The sequence below is a fragment of the Bacillus alkalicellulosilyticus genome (assembly GCF_002019795.1).
Lineage (GTDB): Bacteria > Bacillota > Bacilli > Bacillales > Bacillaceae_F > Bacillus_AO > Bacillus_AO alkalicellulosilyticum.
This window is the reverse complement of record NZ_KV917381.1, coordinates 4,130,131-4,146,312: the sequence shown is the minus strand read 5'-3', so window position 1 is coordinate 4,146,312 and position 16,182 is coordinate 4,130,131. Positions and strand designations below refer to the sequence as shown.

Annotated in this window: 16 protein-coding genes and 1 riboswitch; of the genes, 12 read left to right on the top strand and 4 right to left on the bottom strand. The window is 35.2% G+C overall.

The features are described 5' to 3' along the window. Positions 1-126 precede the first annotated feature (126 nt). The 7 genes from BK585_RS20740 (at position 127) to BK585_RS20720 (ending at position 6,810) form a co-directional block, all read left to right on the top strand. Entirely contained in the window at positions 127-1,212 is a 1,086-nt protein-coding gene (locus tag BK585_RS20740; protein ID WP_078555910.1) for a hypothetical protein, read from the top strand. Between the two features lie 95 nt (positions 1,213-1,307). Then, positions 1,308-2,429, top strand: a complete 1,122-nt coding sequence (locus BK585_RS20735; RefSeq protein ID WP_170885665.1) for a plasmid pRiA4b ORF-3 family protein — start codon at positions 1,308-1,310, stop codon at positions 2,427-2,429. 154 nt (positions 2,430-2,583) lie between these two features. Then, entirely contained in the window at positions 2,584-2,742 is a 159-nt protein-coding gene (locus BK585_RS24195) for a YwzD family small protein (RefSeq protein WP_170885664.1), read from the top strand. A gap of 199 nt (positions 2,743-2,941) precedes the next feature. After that, positions 2,942-3,028, top strand: a riboswitch (cyclic di-GMP riboswitch). 53 nt (positions 3,029-3,081) lie between these two features. After that, positions 3,082-3,240, top strand: coding sequence for a hypothetical protein (locus tag BK585_RS24190; RefSeq protein ID WP_170885663.1), 159 nt, complete (start codon positions 3,082-3,084; stop codon positions 3,238-3,240). A gap of 137 nt (positions 3,241-3,377) precedes the next feature. Beyond that, positions 3,378-4,112: a GDSL-type esterase/lipase family protein gene (locus BK585_RS20730; protein ID WP_170885662.1), complete on the top strand. Its 735-nt coding sequence runs from the start codon at positions 3,378-3,380 to the stop codon at positions 4,110-4,112. A 182-nt stretch (positions 4,113-4,294) separates the two neighbouring features. Next, the gene (locus BK585_RS20725; protein WP_078555904.1) at positions 4,295-5,752 is read left to right on the top strand and encodes an MBOAT family O-acyltransferase; all 1,458 of its coding nucleotides are present in this window, start codon (positions 4,295-4,297) and stop codon (positions 5,750-5,752) included. A gap of 11 nt (positions 5,753-5,763) precedes the next feature. After that, positions 5,764-6,810 (top strand): hypothetical protein, encoded by a 1,047-nt coding sequence (locus tag BK585_RS20720; protein ID WP_078555902.1) that lies wholly within the window; start codon positions 5,764-5,766, stop codon positions 6,808-6,810. 299 nt (positions 6,811-7,109) lie between these two features. Here the strand turns inward: BK585_RS20720 and BK585_RS20715 are convergent, their stop codons facing one another. Further along, entirely contained in the window at positions 7,110-7,838 is a 729-nt protein-coding gene (locus BK585_RS20715) for an SGNH/GDSL hydrolase family protein (protein ID WP_078555900.1), read from the bottom strand. A gap of 253 nt (positions 7,839-8,091) precedes the next feature. On the opposite strand from BK585_RS20715, the gene BK585_RS20710 reads away from it, so the two are divergent. The 3 genes from BK585_RS20710 (at position 8,092) to BK585_RS20700 (ending at position 9,908) form a co-directional block, all read left to right on the top strand. Then, positions 8,092-8,595 (top strand): VanZ family protein, encoded by a 504-nt coding sequence (locus BK585_RS20710; protein ID WP_078555898.1) that lies wholly within the window; start codon positions 8,092-8,094, stop codon positions 8,593-8,595. A 126-nt stretch (positions 8,596-8,721) separates the two neighbouring features. Beyond that, positions 8,722-9,441, top strand: coding sequence for a hypothetical protein (locus BK585_RS24475; protein WP_139367607.1), 720 nt, complete (start codon positions 8,722-8,724; stop codon positions 9,439-9,441). After that, positions 9,324-9,908: a fibronectin type III domain-containing protein gene (locus BK585_RS20700; protein WP_139367606.1), complete on the top strand. Its 585-nt coding sequence runs from the start codon at positions 9,324-9,326 to the stop codon at positions 9,906-9,908. The genes BK585_RS24475 and BK585_RS20700 overlap by 118 nt, the downstream gene beginning before the upstream one ends. 434 nt (positions 9,909-10,342) lie before the next feature. Here the strand turns inward: BK585_RS20700 and BK585_RS20690 are convergent, their stop codons facing one another. Then, the gene (locus tag BK585_RS20690; RefSeq protein WP_078555890.1) at positions 10,343-11,278 is read right to left on the bottom strand and encodes an LCP family glycopolymer transferase; all 936 of its coding nucleotides are present in this window, start codon (positions 11,276-11,278) and stop codon (positions 10,343-10,345) included. Positions 11,279-11,515: 237 nt separating this feature from the next. Here BK585_RS20690 and BK585_RS20685 point away from each other — a divergent pair, with 237 nt between their 5' ends. Together BK585_RS20685 and BK585_RS20680 are read left to right on the top strand one after the other, a co-directional pair. After that, positions 11,516-11,797: a hypothetical protein gene (locus BK585_RS20685; protein WP_078555888.1), complete on the top strand. Its 282-nt coding sequence runs from the start codon at positions 11,516-11,518 to the stop codon at positions 11,795-11,797. A 251-nt stretch (positions 11,798-12,048) separates the two neighbouring features. Continuing rightward, a complete protein-coding gene (locus BK585_RS20680; RefSeq protein ID WP_078555886.1) occupies positions 12,049-13,077 on the top strand; it encodes an NAD(P)H-dependent glycerol-3-phosphate dehydrogenase in 1,029 nt (342 codons plus the stop codon). An 83-nt stretch (positions 13,078-13,160) separates the two neighbouring features. Here the strand turns inward: BK585_RS20680 and BK585_RS20675 are convergent, their stop codons facing one another. Both BK585_RS20675 and BK585_RS20670 read right to left on the bottom strand, forming a co-directional pair. Then, positions 13,161-13,877, bottom strand: a complete 717-nt coding sequence (locus BK585_RS20675) for a DUF2071 domain-containing protein (RefSeq protein ID WP_078555884.1) — start codon at positions 13,875-13,877, stop codon at positions 13,161-13,163. A gap of 186 nt (positions 13,878-14,063) precedes the next feature. Next, on the bottom strand, positions 14,064-16,085 hold the full coding sequence (locus BK585_RS20670; protein WP_078555882.1) for an acyltransferase family protein: 2,022 nt from the start codon (positions 16,083-16,085) through the stop codon (positions 14,064-14,066). Between the last annotated feature and the right edge of the window lie 97 nt (positions 16,086-16,182).

Here is a 16,182-nt window from a genome sequence, read left to right as displayed (position 1 = left end):
TAGCCTAAAGCAAGTGCAAGTCGAAAGGACCGAGCGTAGTCTTGTATTATATGTGTGAAAGAAGAACACAATCATTCACCTAGTAATATAGTGATGAGGAATGTATAACAACACGGAGGTACTTACATGAAAAAAATATACGGGATTTTGGTTATGGGGCTTTTCTTTTTATTTGTAGCTGCTTGTGGAGGGGCGCCGTCAGAAGTGGAATTGGAAAATGAAACCGAACCGGTTAAGCAAGAGGTCGTAGAGGAAGAAGTAGATGAAGAAATTGTAGTCCCCGAGGATGATAATGGTGTAGATGAGGTCGAGCAAGAAAGCACGATTGATGAACCAGAACCGTTAACTGATGAAGAACAAATTATAGAAGTTATTGAAAAAAATGCAATGGCCGCAAAAATCGAGGACATTGAGCTATATATGGGCACAATTCATAGTCGTTCGCCATTGTACGAATCAACTGAGACTACTATGTTAGAGTTATTTGCTACGTATATACTGGATTATAGTATAGATGAAGTTGAAGTCGTTCGTATTTCAGGGAATGTTGCGGAAGTCCGATTCGTTCAAACTACGGTGAAAATTGAGGGCCCGGAATTTAACGATAATGTCATTGAGGGTATTCACGTATTGAGGTTAGAGGATGGAGAATGGAAAATCTTTGAGACACAAGTGTTAGACGCTACTTTTTTAAATGAACAACCTGCAGAAGTGACAAGCACGCTACCAACTGATGATGCAACAGTGGCAGACTACTTTCAATTGATTATTCCTTTTATGGACGAAGATTTCGGTAACTACCCTGGTCAACCGTTACCAGATGACACATACCAATTCATTTCAAATCATCTCCACTTATTCCCCGCAACCGAAAGCACGTTGGAAGAGAATGTAGACTTAATTAACTTTGATGTTGACTACCGCCATATATCTAAGAGTTTAAGCAACTATACATCTTCTTTATTTTACAGTGATGGGTATGTAATAGAGATTTACGAAGAATACGTAGCAGAAATTGATAGCTACTTTACGGAAGTGTTGGTTTATACAGATTATGGGGTATTTGATGTTATCTATCCTGGTGTACTCGATGATATCTTTGCAGAAGATTACGTGGAATTTATAGGAGTTCCAACCATACACTCTGGCTTTCCAAATGTAGGTGGTGGCTATACAAATGTCATCGTAGTCATTGCAAGCTTTGTGGAGTAGGTTCGTTCGTGTGGTTTCGGGTCGGGTGGTGCCTGGCACTACCCGACCCGAAATGAGTGGTATAATGGTGGCAATATGTTAGTGAGGGGATGCTTATGCTAATCCAATGTACGAAGAAACTGTTAGATGAACTTAAGGTGAAGCCAAATGAGAAGATAGAAAAAGACCCTTTATTTTCCTGGCATGCAAATATTCTCATCATGAACCGGAAAAAAGTATTGGTGTTCATGAATGATTTGAATAGGTATGTACTTGTGCTTTATGGGCTAAAAGCAAAGGATTTTCAAAATCTAAATCAGCTCATTGGACAAGCTATACGAGAAACGTTTACAGCAGAGAGTATTGAAGATAGTGTAATTGAAAAGTATTTACAACTGAATAGTGAGGTTATTATTACAAAAACAAAAGATAAAACGAGTGTGGCAAGGTTAAATAAAGCGTGTGAAGCAGCATTGATAAGGGAAGACTTTATAGAAACCAATGCGGTTATTCAGCCAGCAATGAGTATGAAGGCAAGCCGCATGTTATTTGGAAATGGGAAGAATAGCTATGTAAATCCGAATGAAGAATTGTATAAGACTTTGGAAGTTTTAACAGACGGCCCAGTGATTCAATCGAGGGCAGTGGAGATGACTGTAACGTTAAACCTTGACAATCATGAGGTGTGGCGTCGGTTGGTTGTTCCAGTTAACTTCACCTTCGAACAGTTACATGAGACGTTGCAAGAAGTCTTTGACTGGAAGAATTGGCATTTACATGAGTTCTATGTTTATCAAGAGATACAACACAAAAACTCTAAAGTGGTAAGGCTCCATTCCAACAAAGTACCTCCTGTGCTTCACATTGTTAGTCATGAAGAAGCATTTAGCTATGGTAATGGGACCCCAATGAAGCTAGAGAAAGAGTGTAAGCTTTCAGATTACCTTCCTGCGAAGTTGCAATACAATTATGATTTTGGAGACGGTTGGGAGCATACAATCATTATTGAACATGAGATTGAAGACTTTAATGGGAATTATTCTGTATGCCTTGCGGGGAGTGGAGATGCACCGCCGGAAGATGTAGGAGGAGAGTACGGATTTGAGCGGTTCCTTGGAATCATTTCTGACCAAACCCACCCAGAGTTTAAGAACATGACTAATTGGGGGGAACAGCAAGGGTATCAAAAATTCGACCTTGAAACCGTAAATAGAAGACTCAAGGCAACTTTTAGATAGTAGTGTCTATTCGGGTGGTGCCTGGCACCACCCGAATAGACACGAACCACCCCTATGGAAAATTCTCCTTTCTATTGAATCTTCTACTAGTATTGTAGTATATTAAGACTATACTTATTAATTAATTCTATTTTTTATATTATGAGGAGAACATATGATAGAAAAATCAAATCTTTCTCAGGAAGAGCTGCTTATTATCCTTCAATCGGCTCATCAGAGAGCGCAGCAAGACCCAAACCTCGACGCGAAAACATTAATTCAGGAATTATCAGAAAAAATGAGACCCTACCTCAAAGGAAAAGTGAGTGTATAACGAAACATAGAGCAAATAACCGGTCCCCATTCACGTCACAACATTCTAGGAATTTACTAAAGATTCCGAGTACCTAAAACTTTTATATTAAAAACCTATATAATGACTACGTTCGACTTCTTTCGGCAGAAAAATAGGACTATATACTCATGATATTAGTTTTGTTTTAAAATAAAATAATTTCACATGATCACATAGATCGAAGTAAGGGCAAACTCATTGAAAAATGGGGACGCAAAACTATAGGGGCTACGTCAAAAAAAAGATATGCCAGCCAGTTACTCAAAAAAACCTTCGTCGATTGCTTTGTGGATTGATAATGTAGTTGGAGGTTATGTGATGAAGTTGCTATGGCATTCTTTATGCATTGAAGTACATATGTATTTTTATCGTCAAAGTCGTTCGCAAGGTGAAAAAGGAAAGCATTTTCAAAAAGCTTACTATCACCAAGAACAACTATTGATGGTTAAATTTAATAAAACAAAGCTCCCGCTATAGCGGGAGCTTTTTATAATAATCAATCTAAATACAATAAACCAATCACAAACATTGTATCCAAAAGTACATAATAGCATGGGGAAATTGGGGTAAAATAATATTGGGATAAAAAACAATAGAACAGGAAACATATGCCGATGTTTAGTAAAGGAAATATGAAAAAACTCAAGTCGTTATTATTTATGTCATTATCTATCAATGCATTATTAATCCTGGGTGCCTTCATTATGATTTATAAAGTAGGAGGTATCTGGAATTTTTATGACCAAGTTATTGAGAGGACACCTTCACAGGATTTCTCAAAACACTTTATTCAAAGGAAAGATATATTTGAATCCAAAGTACATGAAGAAGTTGATATCATTTTTGCGGGCGATAGCATTACTGATTATGGAGAAGTTAATGAATGGTTTCCGAGACAAGTAGTATTAAATAGAGGAGTTAGAGGAGATGACTCAAAAGGTCTTCTATACAGAATAGACGATATTACTAGACATAATGCGGAAAAAATATATATTATGATTGGAATAAATGACCTTCTAAGGAGCGTCAGTAAAAAGAATTATGTGAATAACATGAGAGAGATTATTGAAAGGATCCAAGAAGATTCGCCGAACTCCCAAATTTTTATACAAAGTATCTTACCGATAAATCATGTATCTTACAAACTAAATACAACTCCTGAAGAGATACAAGAGTTAAATGTTATATTAGAAAAGTTAACAGTGGAATATGGTGTGAATTACATAGACCTCTATAGTAAAATGTCAGATGATAAAAATTTATTGAATGAACGCTTTACTAATGACGGTTTACATTTATTGGGTGAAGGATATGAAGTATGGGAAACTGCAATTCACAATAGCAACTAGTTGTTTTTTGTCAGGAAAGTAAGTGACTTCAAAGGATTAAGTCAAAGAATTAGGCGCTATATATTATTTTTATGAACAGATCCATTTTATGAAACAAGTATCCAAAAAAAACTAATCGTATAATTTCTAAGTATTTGTTATACTTTAATAGGTTTTCAGTTAGTAGAGAGGGGAAGTCCTGCTTGCTATTTAATTCGTTTGAATTCATATTTGCATTCTTACCAATAGTCTTCATCGTTTACATGTTACTAAATAAAATCAAATTAATTACGCCAGCAAAAATTTGGTTAGTATTGAGCTCCTTATTCTTTTATAGTTGGTGGAATGTATTATATTTACCTCTAATTTTATCTTCAATGATAATCAATTATTGGATAGGAAAACAGTTAGGCAAAAATAATAATAAGCATATACGAAAGATTATATTGACAGTAGGAATAGTGTTTAATGTTGGATTACTAAGTTACTATAAGTATTCTGACTTCTTTATTGAAAATATAAATTATTTGTTTGCAACAAATTTATCCTTACTATATTTAGCGTTACCTCTTGCAATTAGTTTCTTTACCTTTCAACAAATAGCTTATTTAGTTGATGCTTATAAAAACGAAACAAAAGAGTATGACTTTTTGAACTATTCACTTTTTGTAAGTTTCTTTCCGCAGCTAATAGCCGGACCGATAGTTCATCATAAAGAAGTGATGCCACAGTTTGCAAATGTAAGAAATAAAATAATTAATTATAGAAACGTCGCAGTAGGGATTTTTGTTTTTTCTATAGGCCTTTTTAAAAAAGTTGCAATTGCTGATACTTTCGGAGTATGGGCAACTGAAGGATTTAATAATACTGAAGTATTAACATTAATTGAGGCTTGGATTGTATCATTGTCATATACGTTTCAGCTTTATTTTGATTTTAGTGGATATACTGATATGGCAATAGGTATAGCCTTATTATTTAATATAAGACTACCTATAAATTTTAATTCTCCGTATAAGGCTTTGAATATTCAAGACTTTTGGAGAAGATGGCACATTACACTAGGAAGATTTTTAACGGCGTATATTTATATTCCCCTTGGTGGAAATAGGAAGGGTAAAAAAAGGACATACATTAATATTTTACTAGTATTTCTGATAAGTGGACTTTGGCACGGAGCTGGGTGGACATTTATTTTCTGGGGGTTACTACATGGTTTTGCTATGGTAATTAACCGTTATTGGCAAACCTTTGGTATAAAGATGCCTATGTTAATCGCTTGGTTTATCACATTTAACTTTATAAATGTAGCATGGGTCTTTTTTAGAGCGGAGACATGGGCCGATGCCATTAAAGTACTACGTGGAATGTTAGGGTTAAATGGTGTCACTTTACCAAACGGTGGGATTTTATCAGCTATTTCTTCGTTGAGTAATATTGAGTTTGAAATTAGTAAATTTTTTGTCAATAATTCAGAGATAGATAAATCTATATATTTGATTCTCATTACATTTATTATAGTCGTATTTGCCAAAAATTCAGTAGAATTAAGGGACAGGTTTAAGCCTAATCTCTTATCGGGAGCAGCTATAATAATTATGGTAGTTTATACAATTTTAAACATGAGTAAGATAAGTGAATTTTTATACTTCAATTTTTAGGTGGTATACAAATGAAAAAAAACAGGATGTGGGTATTAAGTGTAATAACTGTTATGCTAGTTATATTACTTGCAGTCGGTTCAGTAAACTATATTGTTGACCCTTTGTGGTTGAATAACAATAAAAATCAATTTAATAAACTCCAATCAAGTTTTGATGAAAGGCAGCAAAAAACAAATCATATCACCTTTAATGATTTTAATTATGATACCTTAATTGTTGGTACAAGTAGAACAACATATATTAATCAACATGAATTTATTGGTCTTAAAGCATACAACTATTCCGTTAGTGCAATGAGAATCAGTGAATATAATGATTATATAGAATACGCAAAAACTAGAAATGGAAAAGATTTTGAATTTATAGTTTTGGAACTTTATTGGGAAAGTTTTAATAAAGATATACCGAGTACGCATAATGACCCAAGTTATTATATAAATACGTCGAATCTTCCTTTTTATCGGTTGGGTTCCTTATTATCAATAGATACCCTTGAATATTCAAAAGAGAATATAGAGGCATCATTTAACGAAAGGTTAACAGAGACTCGAATGTACGATAGGGATAATATCGCTTATACAAAAGGTAAATCAGAAAAGCGGAGCAAAAGGGAGAAAGAGGAATTTTTAGCTAAGGCAAAAAATAATAGGTATAAGTCTAACTATGATGAAAATTATATAGGACATTTAAATGTTATTAAAGAAAATAATCCTAATACCAAGTTTATTATATTTACAAATCCTCTAACGGATTATCATCTAAAATCAAAGGTAAGTAATAGCTCCAGTTTTAAAGATTATGAGCGATGGATAAATGATATGATTGAAGTGTTTGGTGAGGTTTATAATTTTACAACAATTAATACCATTACTAATGATATTACAAATTATTACGATTCCCATCATTTTTATCCTGAAGTTGGTACATTAATTGCACACAGGCTTGTTGGGTATGAAAATGAATTGATACCAAGTGATTTTGGGATATTAGTTACAAATGAAAATGTAGGTCAACATCTGGAATTTGTTAAAAATCAATTAGGTATCGATTTGTAGATTTATAAAGTAATGCTGGAGCCAATTACAGTGAGGAGCTTCTCCTTTAAATGGAGAAATTCTTTGTTATATGGATACTAGTTTATAAACGGAATATGATGGTTGGAGATTATTAAGTAACTGATATATTTAATATCCCATAAATAATGTTGGAAGATAATTCATTTTATAAAAGAGAAAATGCATTGTTCTTTTTTAGTATGGTAGCAAAAAGCTTACTATCACCAAGAACAACTATTGATGGTTAAATTTAATAAAACAAAGCTCCCGATATAGCGGGAGCTTTGTTTTATGCTTTTTTATTTTATTAGGTAGTCGGCCATATAGTCAGCCCAAAGTTGATGACCTTGCTCATTGGGACGACCGCTTGTTAAATAATTTTGTAGGTCAGTATCTGTAACTTCAGGCCAAGCATCCCAGTGATTTGCAAACAAATACTGGTTTTCTTCTGCATAGTTTTGTAATGCGTCTGACTGAGTGAGAAAAGCAGATGGATTATATAATGGATTAGAAGGAATAATGACAATATCTGTTTCAGGTATAGCAGTTTGGAAATCATTCATGATTTGTTCGACGTGTTTTAACGTATCATTAATTAATACTTTTCCGTTATTATTTAAGATAAAAGGCTCAAAAATGATAATGTCTGGCTGCGATTCAATGACATCGTCTGTAATGGTTTGATTGATAACTTGAGCGGATGTTGCGCCACCATAATTGATTATCGTTACATTAAGCTTCCCAGGAGGCAATAGATTGTTCAGTTTGTCAGTGACAAGATTTGGCCATGAAAGGCTTTCCTCTGTATATGTTAAGGATTCTGAACCAAAGTATGTCATTTGAACAGCTTCTTCGGCAGTTTTGGCATTTGCCCATTTTCCAAGTAGTCCATTAACTTCGATGGTTAGTTTTTGTACTTGGTTGGTTTTTTCCCCAGTGTCCGTTTTTCTAGCGTTCTCTTGTTCATAAGCCTTCGCTTCACTAGCAATCGAGCTTATTTTTTCTTTGTATTGCTGCTGACCATACACTAAGATGATGAGTGCTACGATAATTACAGCGAAAAATAGAATGTTTTTTGTTTTTTTTAGTTGTGTTGTGATTATTGCCGCCTCCCTTATTTGTCCCCTTTTTCTGAAAATACCATTTGCTTACTATTATAAGGATTAATAGGAAGAGAATGAAGAGATAGTTAAAAGTTTTAAGGTGAAAGATATATGAATACTACTAATAGATTTGTATATACTAGTATGGTAACCATATTGAGAGATTGTAGGTGACTGCATGCGGAAGATTATTGTCTTTTCCCTTGCCATCCTTTTAGTCAGTATAATTGTCCTCGTATTTCATTTAACTTCACAACCTTATAGTGTCCAGGACCTTACTCCTCGACTCCTATCATATGATTTATCGTGGGTCCATCATTATTCTGCTGTATCTTTTTCCTATGGAGGACAAGAAATTAGTTTGCACTCCCTTGGTGAAGCTCATTTTTTTGAGTTTTTTATTCGAAAAGGAGCACATGTTATTGCATTTGCAATGATTGGTTTCTTCGCATATTGCTTGTTTTATTTTATTTACGGAAAATGGTCTGTTGGCTTCGCTTTTCTTTTAGTGTCTGTATATGCAGTGTTTGATGAAGTAAGGCAATATTTCCACCCAGAACGCCATGGGCAATTACCAGATATCCTTCTAGACATAGTTGGAGGATGTATAGGGATTGGACTTGCTCTAGTCGTGGTTAAAAAATTTTTTTTTTATTACGGAAGAAATAGTGAGCCCTACTAAAAACTAACTAATATGATGAAATAAAAAAATATAAGCAAAACATTGCCTTAGTGTGTGATATATAGGTATAGTTTTGCTTTTTTATTCTATTTTCACTTCCATTGTTTAGTTAATGCATATGGTCAGTTGATTGATTATGACTTTGCAGGTTCAGGTGGAGATTTTCTGTTCGTTAACGATTTGCTACCAAGAGGAACTTATTATGTGTATATTGATTCATATTTTTGGGATTGGGAAGGTTTTACAAGTGGTAAATACCGATTAAGGGCAACGTATCCAGGTTTGTTTACGAGGAATTCAACAACACTTGAACCAAATAACATAATGGAAACAAGTGTGCCGATGGTATCGAATAAATCATACAACTCAAGTAGCTTTTCATTGATAGATCAGGATGTATACCAGTTTACGAGTAGTAAATCTGGAAAGGCTACCGTTACCTTAGATAAAACGACGGGTGAATTTGAAGTGTATATTGTTGATAGCTTCTTAAATATCGTTGATTACAATTATTGGGTCACACCAGGTCAAACTATTGAATTTGACCTGCTGCTAGCAAAAGGAACGTATTATACTTATGTCATTCCAGAAGGGTGGAATGGAATTACAAGCGCAAATTACCGATTAAAGGCGACCTTCCAAGATCATACACCAACGATTAATCCGCTTTATAATACGGGGAAACAATTACCGGGAACGCTACGTCAAATACAACGGTCGTTGCTAATGTGGGAACAAAGAAAATTGGTGAGGCAGTTGCTAAAGATGGAAAGTACTCCATCGCTATTTCACCACAGCCTAAAGGAATCAAGATTAGCGTATATGCTGTCAATAAATCAGGAGTGAAAAGTGGAACAAAATCGACGACGGTTGTAGATTCTGCGCTTAAAACATCGTCTGTTAGATATGATAAAATCAAAGTGTCTTGGTCTAAAGTTCCAGGAGTTCATGGTTATGAAATATATCGTAGTACATCTAGTACAGGAACGTTTAGTAAAGTGGGCACTGTAACAGACGGAAGCACGTTAACGTATACAAATACGGGTGTCACAACTGGAAAAACATATCACTATAAAGTAAGAGCATATCGTATGGTAAATGGTAAGAAAGTGTATAGTCCATATATAAAAACGAAGAGTGGAAAAGCCATTCCTTCAAAACCTTCTAACGTATCGGCGAAAAAGGTGAATTCATCAACAGCAACTGTATCTTGGTCTAAGATAGCTGGAGCAAATGGTTATCAAGTGTATCGATCTTCTTCTAAGGATGGAACATATACTTTAGTTGGTACAGTAAAAAAGGTAGTACGGTAAGTTATACGAACAAAAACTTATCTTCTGGTAAAACGTATTATTATAAGGTAAGAGCGTTCCGTACAGTAAACAATAATAGAGTTTACGGAAATTATTCTACACCATATAAATATAAACACTAAGTGATACACCTATATAACTTGGCTTTATGCCTAGTTATATAGGTTTTTTATTAAAGTAAAGGTAGTGGCTTTGTTACAGGAAAAGTATATTCAAGAATGTTCTCGTCCACACTTATTGTGAGTGGAGGGCTATGATATATGGAAGAAGGAAATCTGTTTGTTGGTTTGTTGTGGGGCCTTTTACTAAGCATCCCTCTTTGGATAATAATCATAACGAGTATTCGTTTGATTATCTCTTAATAAAAACAGCCCCGGAAGAAGGGAAAAAGCCCTTGGACATAATTATTCATGACCTAGGGCTTTTAAAAAAATTTATGGTTGTTGTATAGAAGAATTTCCACCAGCAAACACTTTATCTATTTCAAGATGAGCGCGTAGTTCATGTCGAACTCGCTGAATCTCTTCCTCTGGAATATTTAAATAGTAAATGCCGTTAATGTTAGTTCCTTCACCTGTTAATTCAATTTGTTCAATGTGATGACGGGCTGGACTGTATTTCGATTGAATGGTCCACATGTCATCTAGTAGTAAATCCGTACGTACGCTTTGACCAACGATCCCTAAAATATCTCCAACACGTGTAATTGAGCTAAACTGTGCTCCTTCTTGAATTACAGCTTCAACGACTTGACGTTGTCTTGCATTACGACCAAAGTCTCCACGTGGATCTTTCTTACGCATACGTGCATATGAAAGTGCTTCTTCCCCACTTAAGTGAAGTTGTCCTTCTTCGAAATAATGCTTTCCTTCAGTAAAAGCAAAATCATTTTCTACAGTGACACCACCAAGGGAATCAACTATTTTTGTGAAACCTTCCATATTGATACTTACGTAGTGATCAATTGGAATGTCCAAAAGATTTTCGACTGTATCAATGGTCATTTGAACGCCACCAAAAGCATAAGCGTGATTAATTTTATCTAATTGGCCTCTGCCAATAATTTCTGTTCTTGTATCACGAGGAATACTTACCATTTTAGCTGATTGTGTATTAGGATTGACTGTTAAAACAATCAGTGTATCTGAACGTCCTTCATGTTCTTCTCCGGTTGAGTCAACACCTGCAAGTAATATAGAAATAGGTTCTTTGCTATTTACACTTACTTTTTCTTCACGTTTATCTGATTTTTCACGATCTAATGGGTCGTGCATTACAGAGACTGAATTATATAAATAAAAACCATATCCACCAACTGCTAAGGCGAGTACACTCATAATCATTCCAACAATTAACAATGGTTTTTTCATTCGATTATGTCTCACTTTCATGTTTTGTATTTTTTTACTAGAATAATAGAACCAGATTACATTATAAGACAAACTACTTTACTCTGCAAATGAAAAATTAATATAAAATAGCAGATAATTAGAGGTTTTGGAGAATGCTGTAAATGATTGTTATATTATAGTTTATATTTGTAGTTTGACGGGTTTTCGATAAGGGAATAATATAAAAAGAATAAAGTGAACGTAGGGAGGACAACAATGTCTGTAGAATTACTGGGATGGAAGAAAAAATTAGAGACAGAACGTAATGACCTGATAAAAAAAAGAGAGATTATTGAAGGGCGCCTTCAGCAAAAGAAAATGATGTGGAGCATCTTGCAAAAGCTATCTGAATCAGAGCGAGGACCACTATATAATGAAACCGAAGACGCTGTACATAAATATGAACAAGAGCTTGAAAGCTTTACAGAAGCAAATCAGTTGAAACTTACAGAAATTGAGGCGATTTTATCTGTCATAGACAAGCAAGTTTCATCATAAATTAGTTAGCATCATGCACCGAGCGAGTGGAAGGGTTAGGCAGATTATCGTCTAATCCTTTTTGTTTTGAGAATTGGAATCGTAATATCTATTCCTTTCTCTTCATTTTGTATATAGAGTAACAACCTAATTCATGGTATGATCAAAACGAGTCTCTACATATATTTTTTACTGAATAAAACATAATGATACACACTTGTCGACATCCTAAGAATAACAGCTTTGAAAGAGAAAAGGATGGGGGAAATGAGATGAAAGAAACGATCTTAGTCGTTGGAGCAGGGAGTTGGGGAACCGCTCTATCTATGGTGCTTGCAGATAATGGACATCAGGTTCGAATATACGGTAATCACGCCCATGTAATAGAAGAAATCAATGTGAAACATACGAATGAAACGTACCTCCCAAAAGGAGTTGTACTTCCAGAAAATATAGTTGGTTTCTCTGACCTATCAAAAGCAATTCAAGGAGTAAACACGGTACTTCTTGTGGTTCCAACAAAAGTGATACGAGACGTGTTGGCTGATTTGAAATCTGTGGCTTCAGAGCCATTGACCATTATACATGCAAGTAAAGGAATTGAACCAGGCTCGTTTAAGAGAATTTCTGAATTAATCACAGAAGAAATGCCGCAGGAGCTTTTACAGGATGTCGTTGTTTTATCAGGCCCAAGTCATGCTGAGGAAGTAAGTTTGCGCCACCCAACTACAGTTTCATCAGCAGCCAACAACATTCAGGCTGCGGAGAAAGTTCAGTCTTTATTTATGAATCATTATTTCCGCGTGTATACGAATGAAGACGTTGTTGGAGTTGAATTAGGTGGGGCGTTGAAAAACGTAATTGCGCTTGGTGCAGGAATTTCTGATGGTTTAGGATACGGCGATAATGCAAAAGCAGCGCTTATCACCAGAGGACTTGCTGAAATTACTCGATTAGGCGTTGCATTAGGAGCTAATCCCCTTACTTTTATGGGGTTAACTGGAGTAGGAGACTTAATCGTAACTTGTACGAGCGTACATAGTCGAAACTGGCGAGCAGGAAATCAAATCGGAAAAGGTTTATCCGTCGATGAAGTTCTTGAGAAGATGGGAATGGTTGTCGAAGGTGTACGGACGACTGAAGCAACATATGCGTTAGCAAAAGAAATGGATGTAGATATGCCAATCACGAATGCAATATATGACATTGTATTTACTGGTAAACCAGCGAAGGAAGTTGTTGATGGTCTTATGGTCCGAACGGGCAAGGGAGAAACACTTCCTCCAACAAATCGTTCGTAATCTAAAAAGGGGTTGGGACTTTACCTTTCGTCCCAACCCTAAAAGCAATGAGCGAAAACGTCACCTTTAAAAGCCAGTACTTCTTAACCTATAGAAGATATTTTCTCCCACTTATGGTCAATGTTTTTCATAATTACTGCAGAATCAAATTGCATGTGGTCAACTGGAATTCCAAATTTGTTTTGAAAATATGTCAGGGAAAGATCTTCAACAAGGAATGGTGTCATGTTCCAGTTCTCAGTTTGTAAACACATCCCTTGAACACAGCTTTTTCTTCGGTCTGGAGAATACCCGTCAGCTCCATTTTTAAAGAAGGTCGAAATATCATCAAATGAAGTAAATACACTTGTGTCTGGTAAGTTTTCACAGTCTTTTCCTTTAAGTGATATTTCTACTTCTCTGTCCTTAGAGTTCAACTGAAAAGAAATGTAATCGTCTACTTCATGGATGTTAAAATTAGAATAATGATTGACTCCTGGAAAAAGTCGTCCCCCTGCCAAGCTGTTAAGTAAAGCATTTGTATCTCTTCTAAAAATATAAACTCCCTCTCTGTTCTTTCCGTTCACTCCCCATTCAACGGATACTCGATGAGCCGCATTTTCACTTGAAACCCCTAGTGGAAGATTCGATAAAACCGAAGGCCTGATATTTTCTAACCGTATAAGACAAACCCCAACAATGGCCTTTCCTTTTACAATCTTCGGCTTAAATGGACTTGGAAGAATAGGTTCGATTAATTGAGGGGCGACTTGATAGTTAATAAGGATTCTCCGTCTAATAATTCCTTCAATTGATTTCATGGTTTAAACTCCCTCCGTAATCTTAATTATGTTCAATATATCACAAACTAACCTGAGTAGAGAAGGAAAAATATGAGTACAGTTTTAGGGAATAGAGCTAAAACAAGAGCTGTTAACCTAGTTTGGGCAAAGAAACAGCTGATTCCAGGAAACCGAATATGGAATCAGCCAAACTTGTATATTTACTTATTTTTGTATTACTTCTAAAACATCTAATAGCTCTTTACGGAACATAGGTGCGATGGTTTTAGCATATGTTGCTGTAATGTGGTTTTTGTCTCGATATACGAGAACATTACCAACCACAGGTCCACAATATTTTTCATCACACAAATAATCGCTTAAATCCATGTAATGGACATTTAATGGTGGATTCTCCAACCTACTCCATGCACTTTCTGAAGGTAAAACTTGTTCTCTTTCAACGATACACTCCATAGAATCTACACCATTTTCATAAACACAAGTAGGGACATCGAATTCAAACCATGGATTATCTCGAATAGCTAAAACCTGTAAATCATGTTCGTTTAATCTTTCCCAATGGTCTACAAAACCTTTTGGTACATTAGGATTTACAAACCTACCTACATCTGCTGTTGTAAAGATTAAATCCGGTTTGCTATTTATTAATAAATCCATTAGGTTTTCATTCCATTTTTGGCAATCTTCTTCAACATCATAATCGTTTGAAAACCGACAAGAGCTTTTTGTGTAACTTAAGATTCGAAAGTTCTCTTGTTCAGAAATAACCTCAAGAGTTGGAAGCCAATGAGCAGAGTGAGATCCTCCAACAACAGCAATGGTATAGTCATAATTATCACCTTCACCATATTTACATTCAATAACTTCTGGATTTCCTTGTTTTTGATGGCAGCCATCATTATAAACTTTTGGTAAGTCTCTTCTAGCTTCAATGGGTCTAGGGATGAAGGAGTCATTAGTAGTTTCGATCTCATAATCAAAACCTTCAATTAATACCGTTGCCCCTGGGTATTGTTCATTTTCAGCCATATCAATTGCAAAAACAGGTTGCTTACTTTCAATATATTTTGTTGCCCCATACCATGCTGTTGTTAATATTAAAACAGGAACTAATAAACTCAATGATACACGAGCGGTTTTCAAGGTTGTATTTATATTAGAGCTTTTTCGTAATGGTTTCTCGACAAATGTAGTTGTCAAGTAAGAGAGTAGGACAGAAATTAGCATAATGGAAAGTCCATGTAAGAAGGAAACTTGCTCGTTACCAGATAAGATATAATAAAAAATTAATATAGGCCAATGCCACAAATAAAATCCATATGAAATACTTCCGAAGGTAACCAATGGTTTGGAACTAAGCAGTGTGTGAACACCAAATTTCCCACCTTGATTCCCTGCCAGTAAAATTAAAGCCGCACTTAACGTAGGCCATAAGGCTGCGTAGCCAGGGAATACGGTTGATACTTGTAGGAGCATACCGCAACTTATCAACCCAAATAACCCCAACCAGCCCATAAAAGCACTTATCGATTTTTTTATCTGAATGTTAGCTATCAATAAAGCTAAAAGGCCACCAAGACTAAATTCCCATACTCTTGTAAATGTGTCAAAATAAGCCCAGGGTTGGTTTACATTGGTTAAATAGATTGAGTAACTAAAAGAGATAATAAACACAAAGATTAACATCGCTAGGAAAATTGAACGAACGGATTTTTTTATAAGAAATTTTGAAATGAATACTGTTACTATTAATAATAGTGGCCAAATAAGATAAAATTGCCCTTGTATTGACATAGCCCAATAATGTTGAAATGGGCTAGCTTCATTATTTTGTGCAAGGTAATCAACAGAATTTATTGCCAATTGCCAATTTTGATAATAGAGTGCAGAGGCAAAGGTTTCAGATATAGTCTGATGCCAACGAAGTTCTGGGAGTAAAAAAATAGAAGCTAGCGTCACAACAAAAAGAACTGTAAACGCTGCAGGGAATAGCCTTTTTGTAAGACGGACAAGAAATCCTAATATATCAATTTTATTAGTTCGTTCAAGCATAGACAATAACGAAGTCGTTATCAAAAAACCGGATACTACGAAAAATACATCGACACCACCTGAAACATTACCAAACCATATATGATATATACCTACTAATAGAGCCGCAACTGCTCGAAGGCCCTCAATTTCCATTCTTTTTTTTCTATCTGATTTTTTGTATAGTTCCATATTAAATCACTCCAAAAAACAGAATTATAGTTATTTTAAAATAGTAAATAGTAAATAGTAAATTAGGCGCAAGAAGAAAAACCTCAGAAATCAAATT

Bases quoted from the DNA above. Each gene is read 5' to 3' on its own strand.
- BK585_RS24195 (WP_170885664.1), top strand. From the start codon at position 2,584: ATGATAGAAAAATCAAATCTTTCTCAGGAAGAGCTGCTTATTATCCTT.
- BK585_RS20685 (WP_078555888.1), top strand. From the start codon at position 11,516: ATGTCTGTAGAATTACTGGGATGGAAGAAAAAATTAGAGACAGAACGT.
- BK585_RS24190 (WP_170885663.1), top strand. From the start codon at position 3,082: ATGAAGTTGCTATGGCATTCTTTATGCATTGAAGTACATATGTATTTT.
- BK585_RS20680 (WP_078555886.1), top strand. From the start codon at position 12,049: ATGAAAGAAACGATCTTAGTCGTTGGAGCAGGGAGTTGGGGAACCGCT.
- BK585_RS20690 (WP_078555890.1), bottom strand. From the start codon at position 11,278: ATGAAAAAACCATTGTTAATTGTTGGAATGATTATGAGTGTACTCGCC.
- BK585_RS20675 (WP_078555884.1), bottom strand. From the start codon at position 13,877: ATGAAATCAATTGAAGGAATTATTAGACGGAGAATCCTTATTAACTAT.
- BK585_RS20735 (WP_170885665.1), top strand. From the start codon at position 1,308: ATGCTAATCCAATGTACGAAGAAACTGTTAGATGAACTTAAGGTGAAG.
- BK585_RS20710 (WP_078555898.1), top strand. From the start codon at position 8,092: ATGCGGAAGATTATTGTCTTTTCCCTTGCCATCCTTTTAGTCAGTATA.
- BK585_RS20730 (WP_170885662.1), top strand. From the start codon at position 3,378: ATGTTTAGTAAAGGAAATATGAAAAAACTCAAGTCGTTATTATTTATG.
- BK585_RS20670 (WP_078555882.1), bottom strand. From the start codon at position 16,085: ATGGAACTATACAAAAAATCAGATAGAAAAAAAAGAATGGAAATTGAG.
- BK585_RS20720 (WP_078555902.1), top strand. From the start codon at position 5,764: ATGAAAAAAAACAGGATGTGGGTATTAAGTGTAATAACTGTTATGCTA.
- BK585_RS20740 (WP_078555910.1), top strand. From the start codon at position 127: ATGAAAAAAATATACGGGATTTTGGTTATGGGGCTTTTCTTTTTATTT.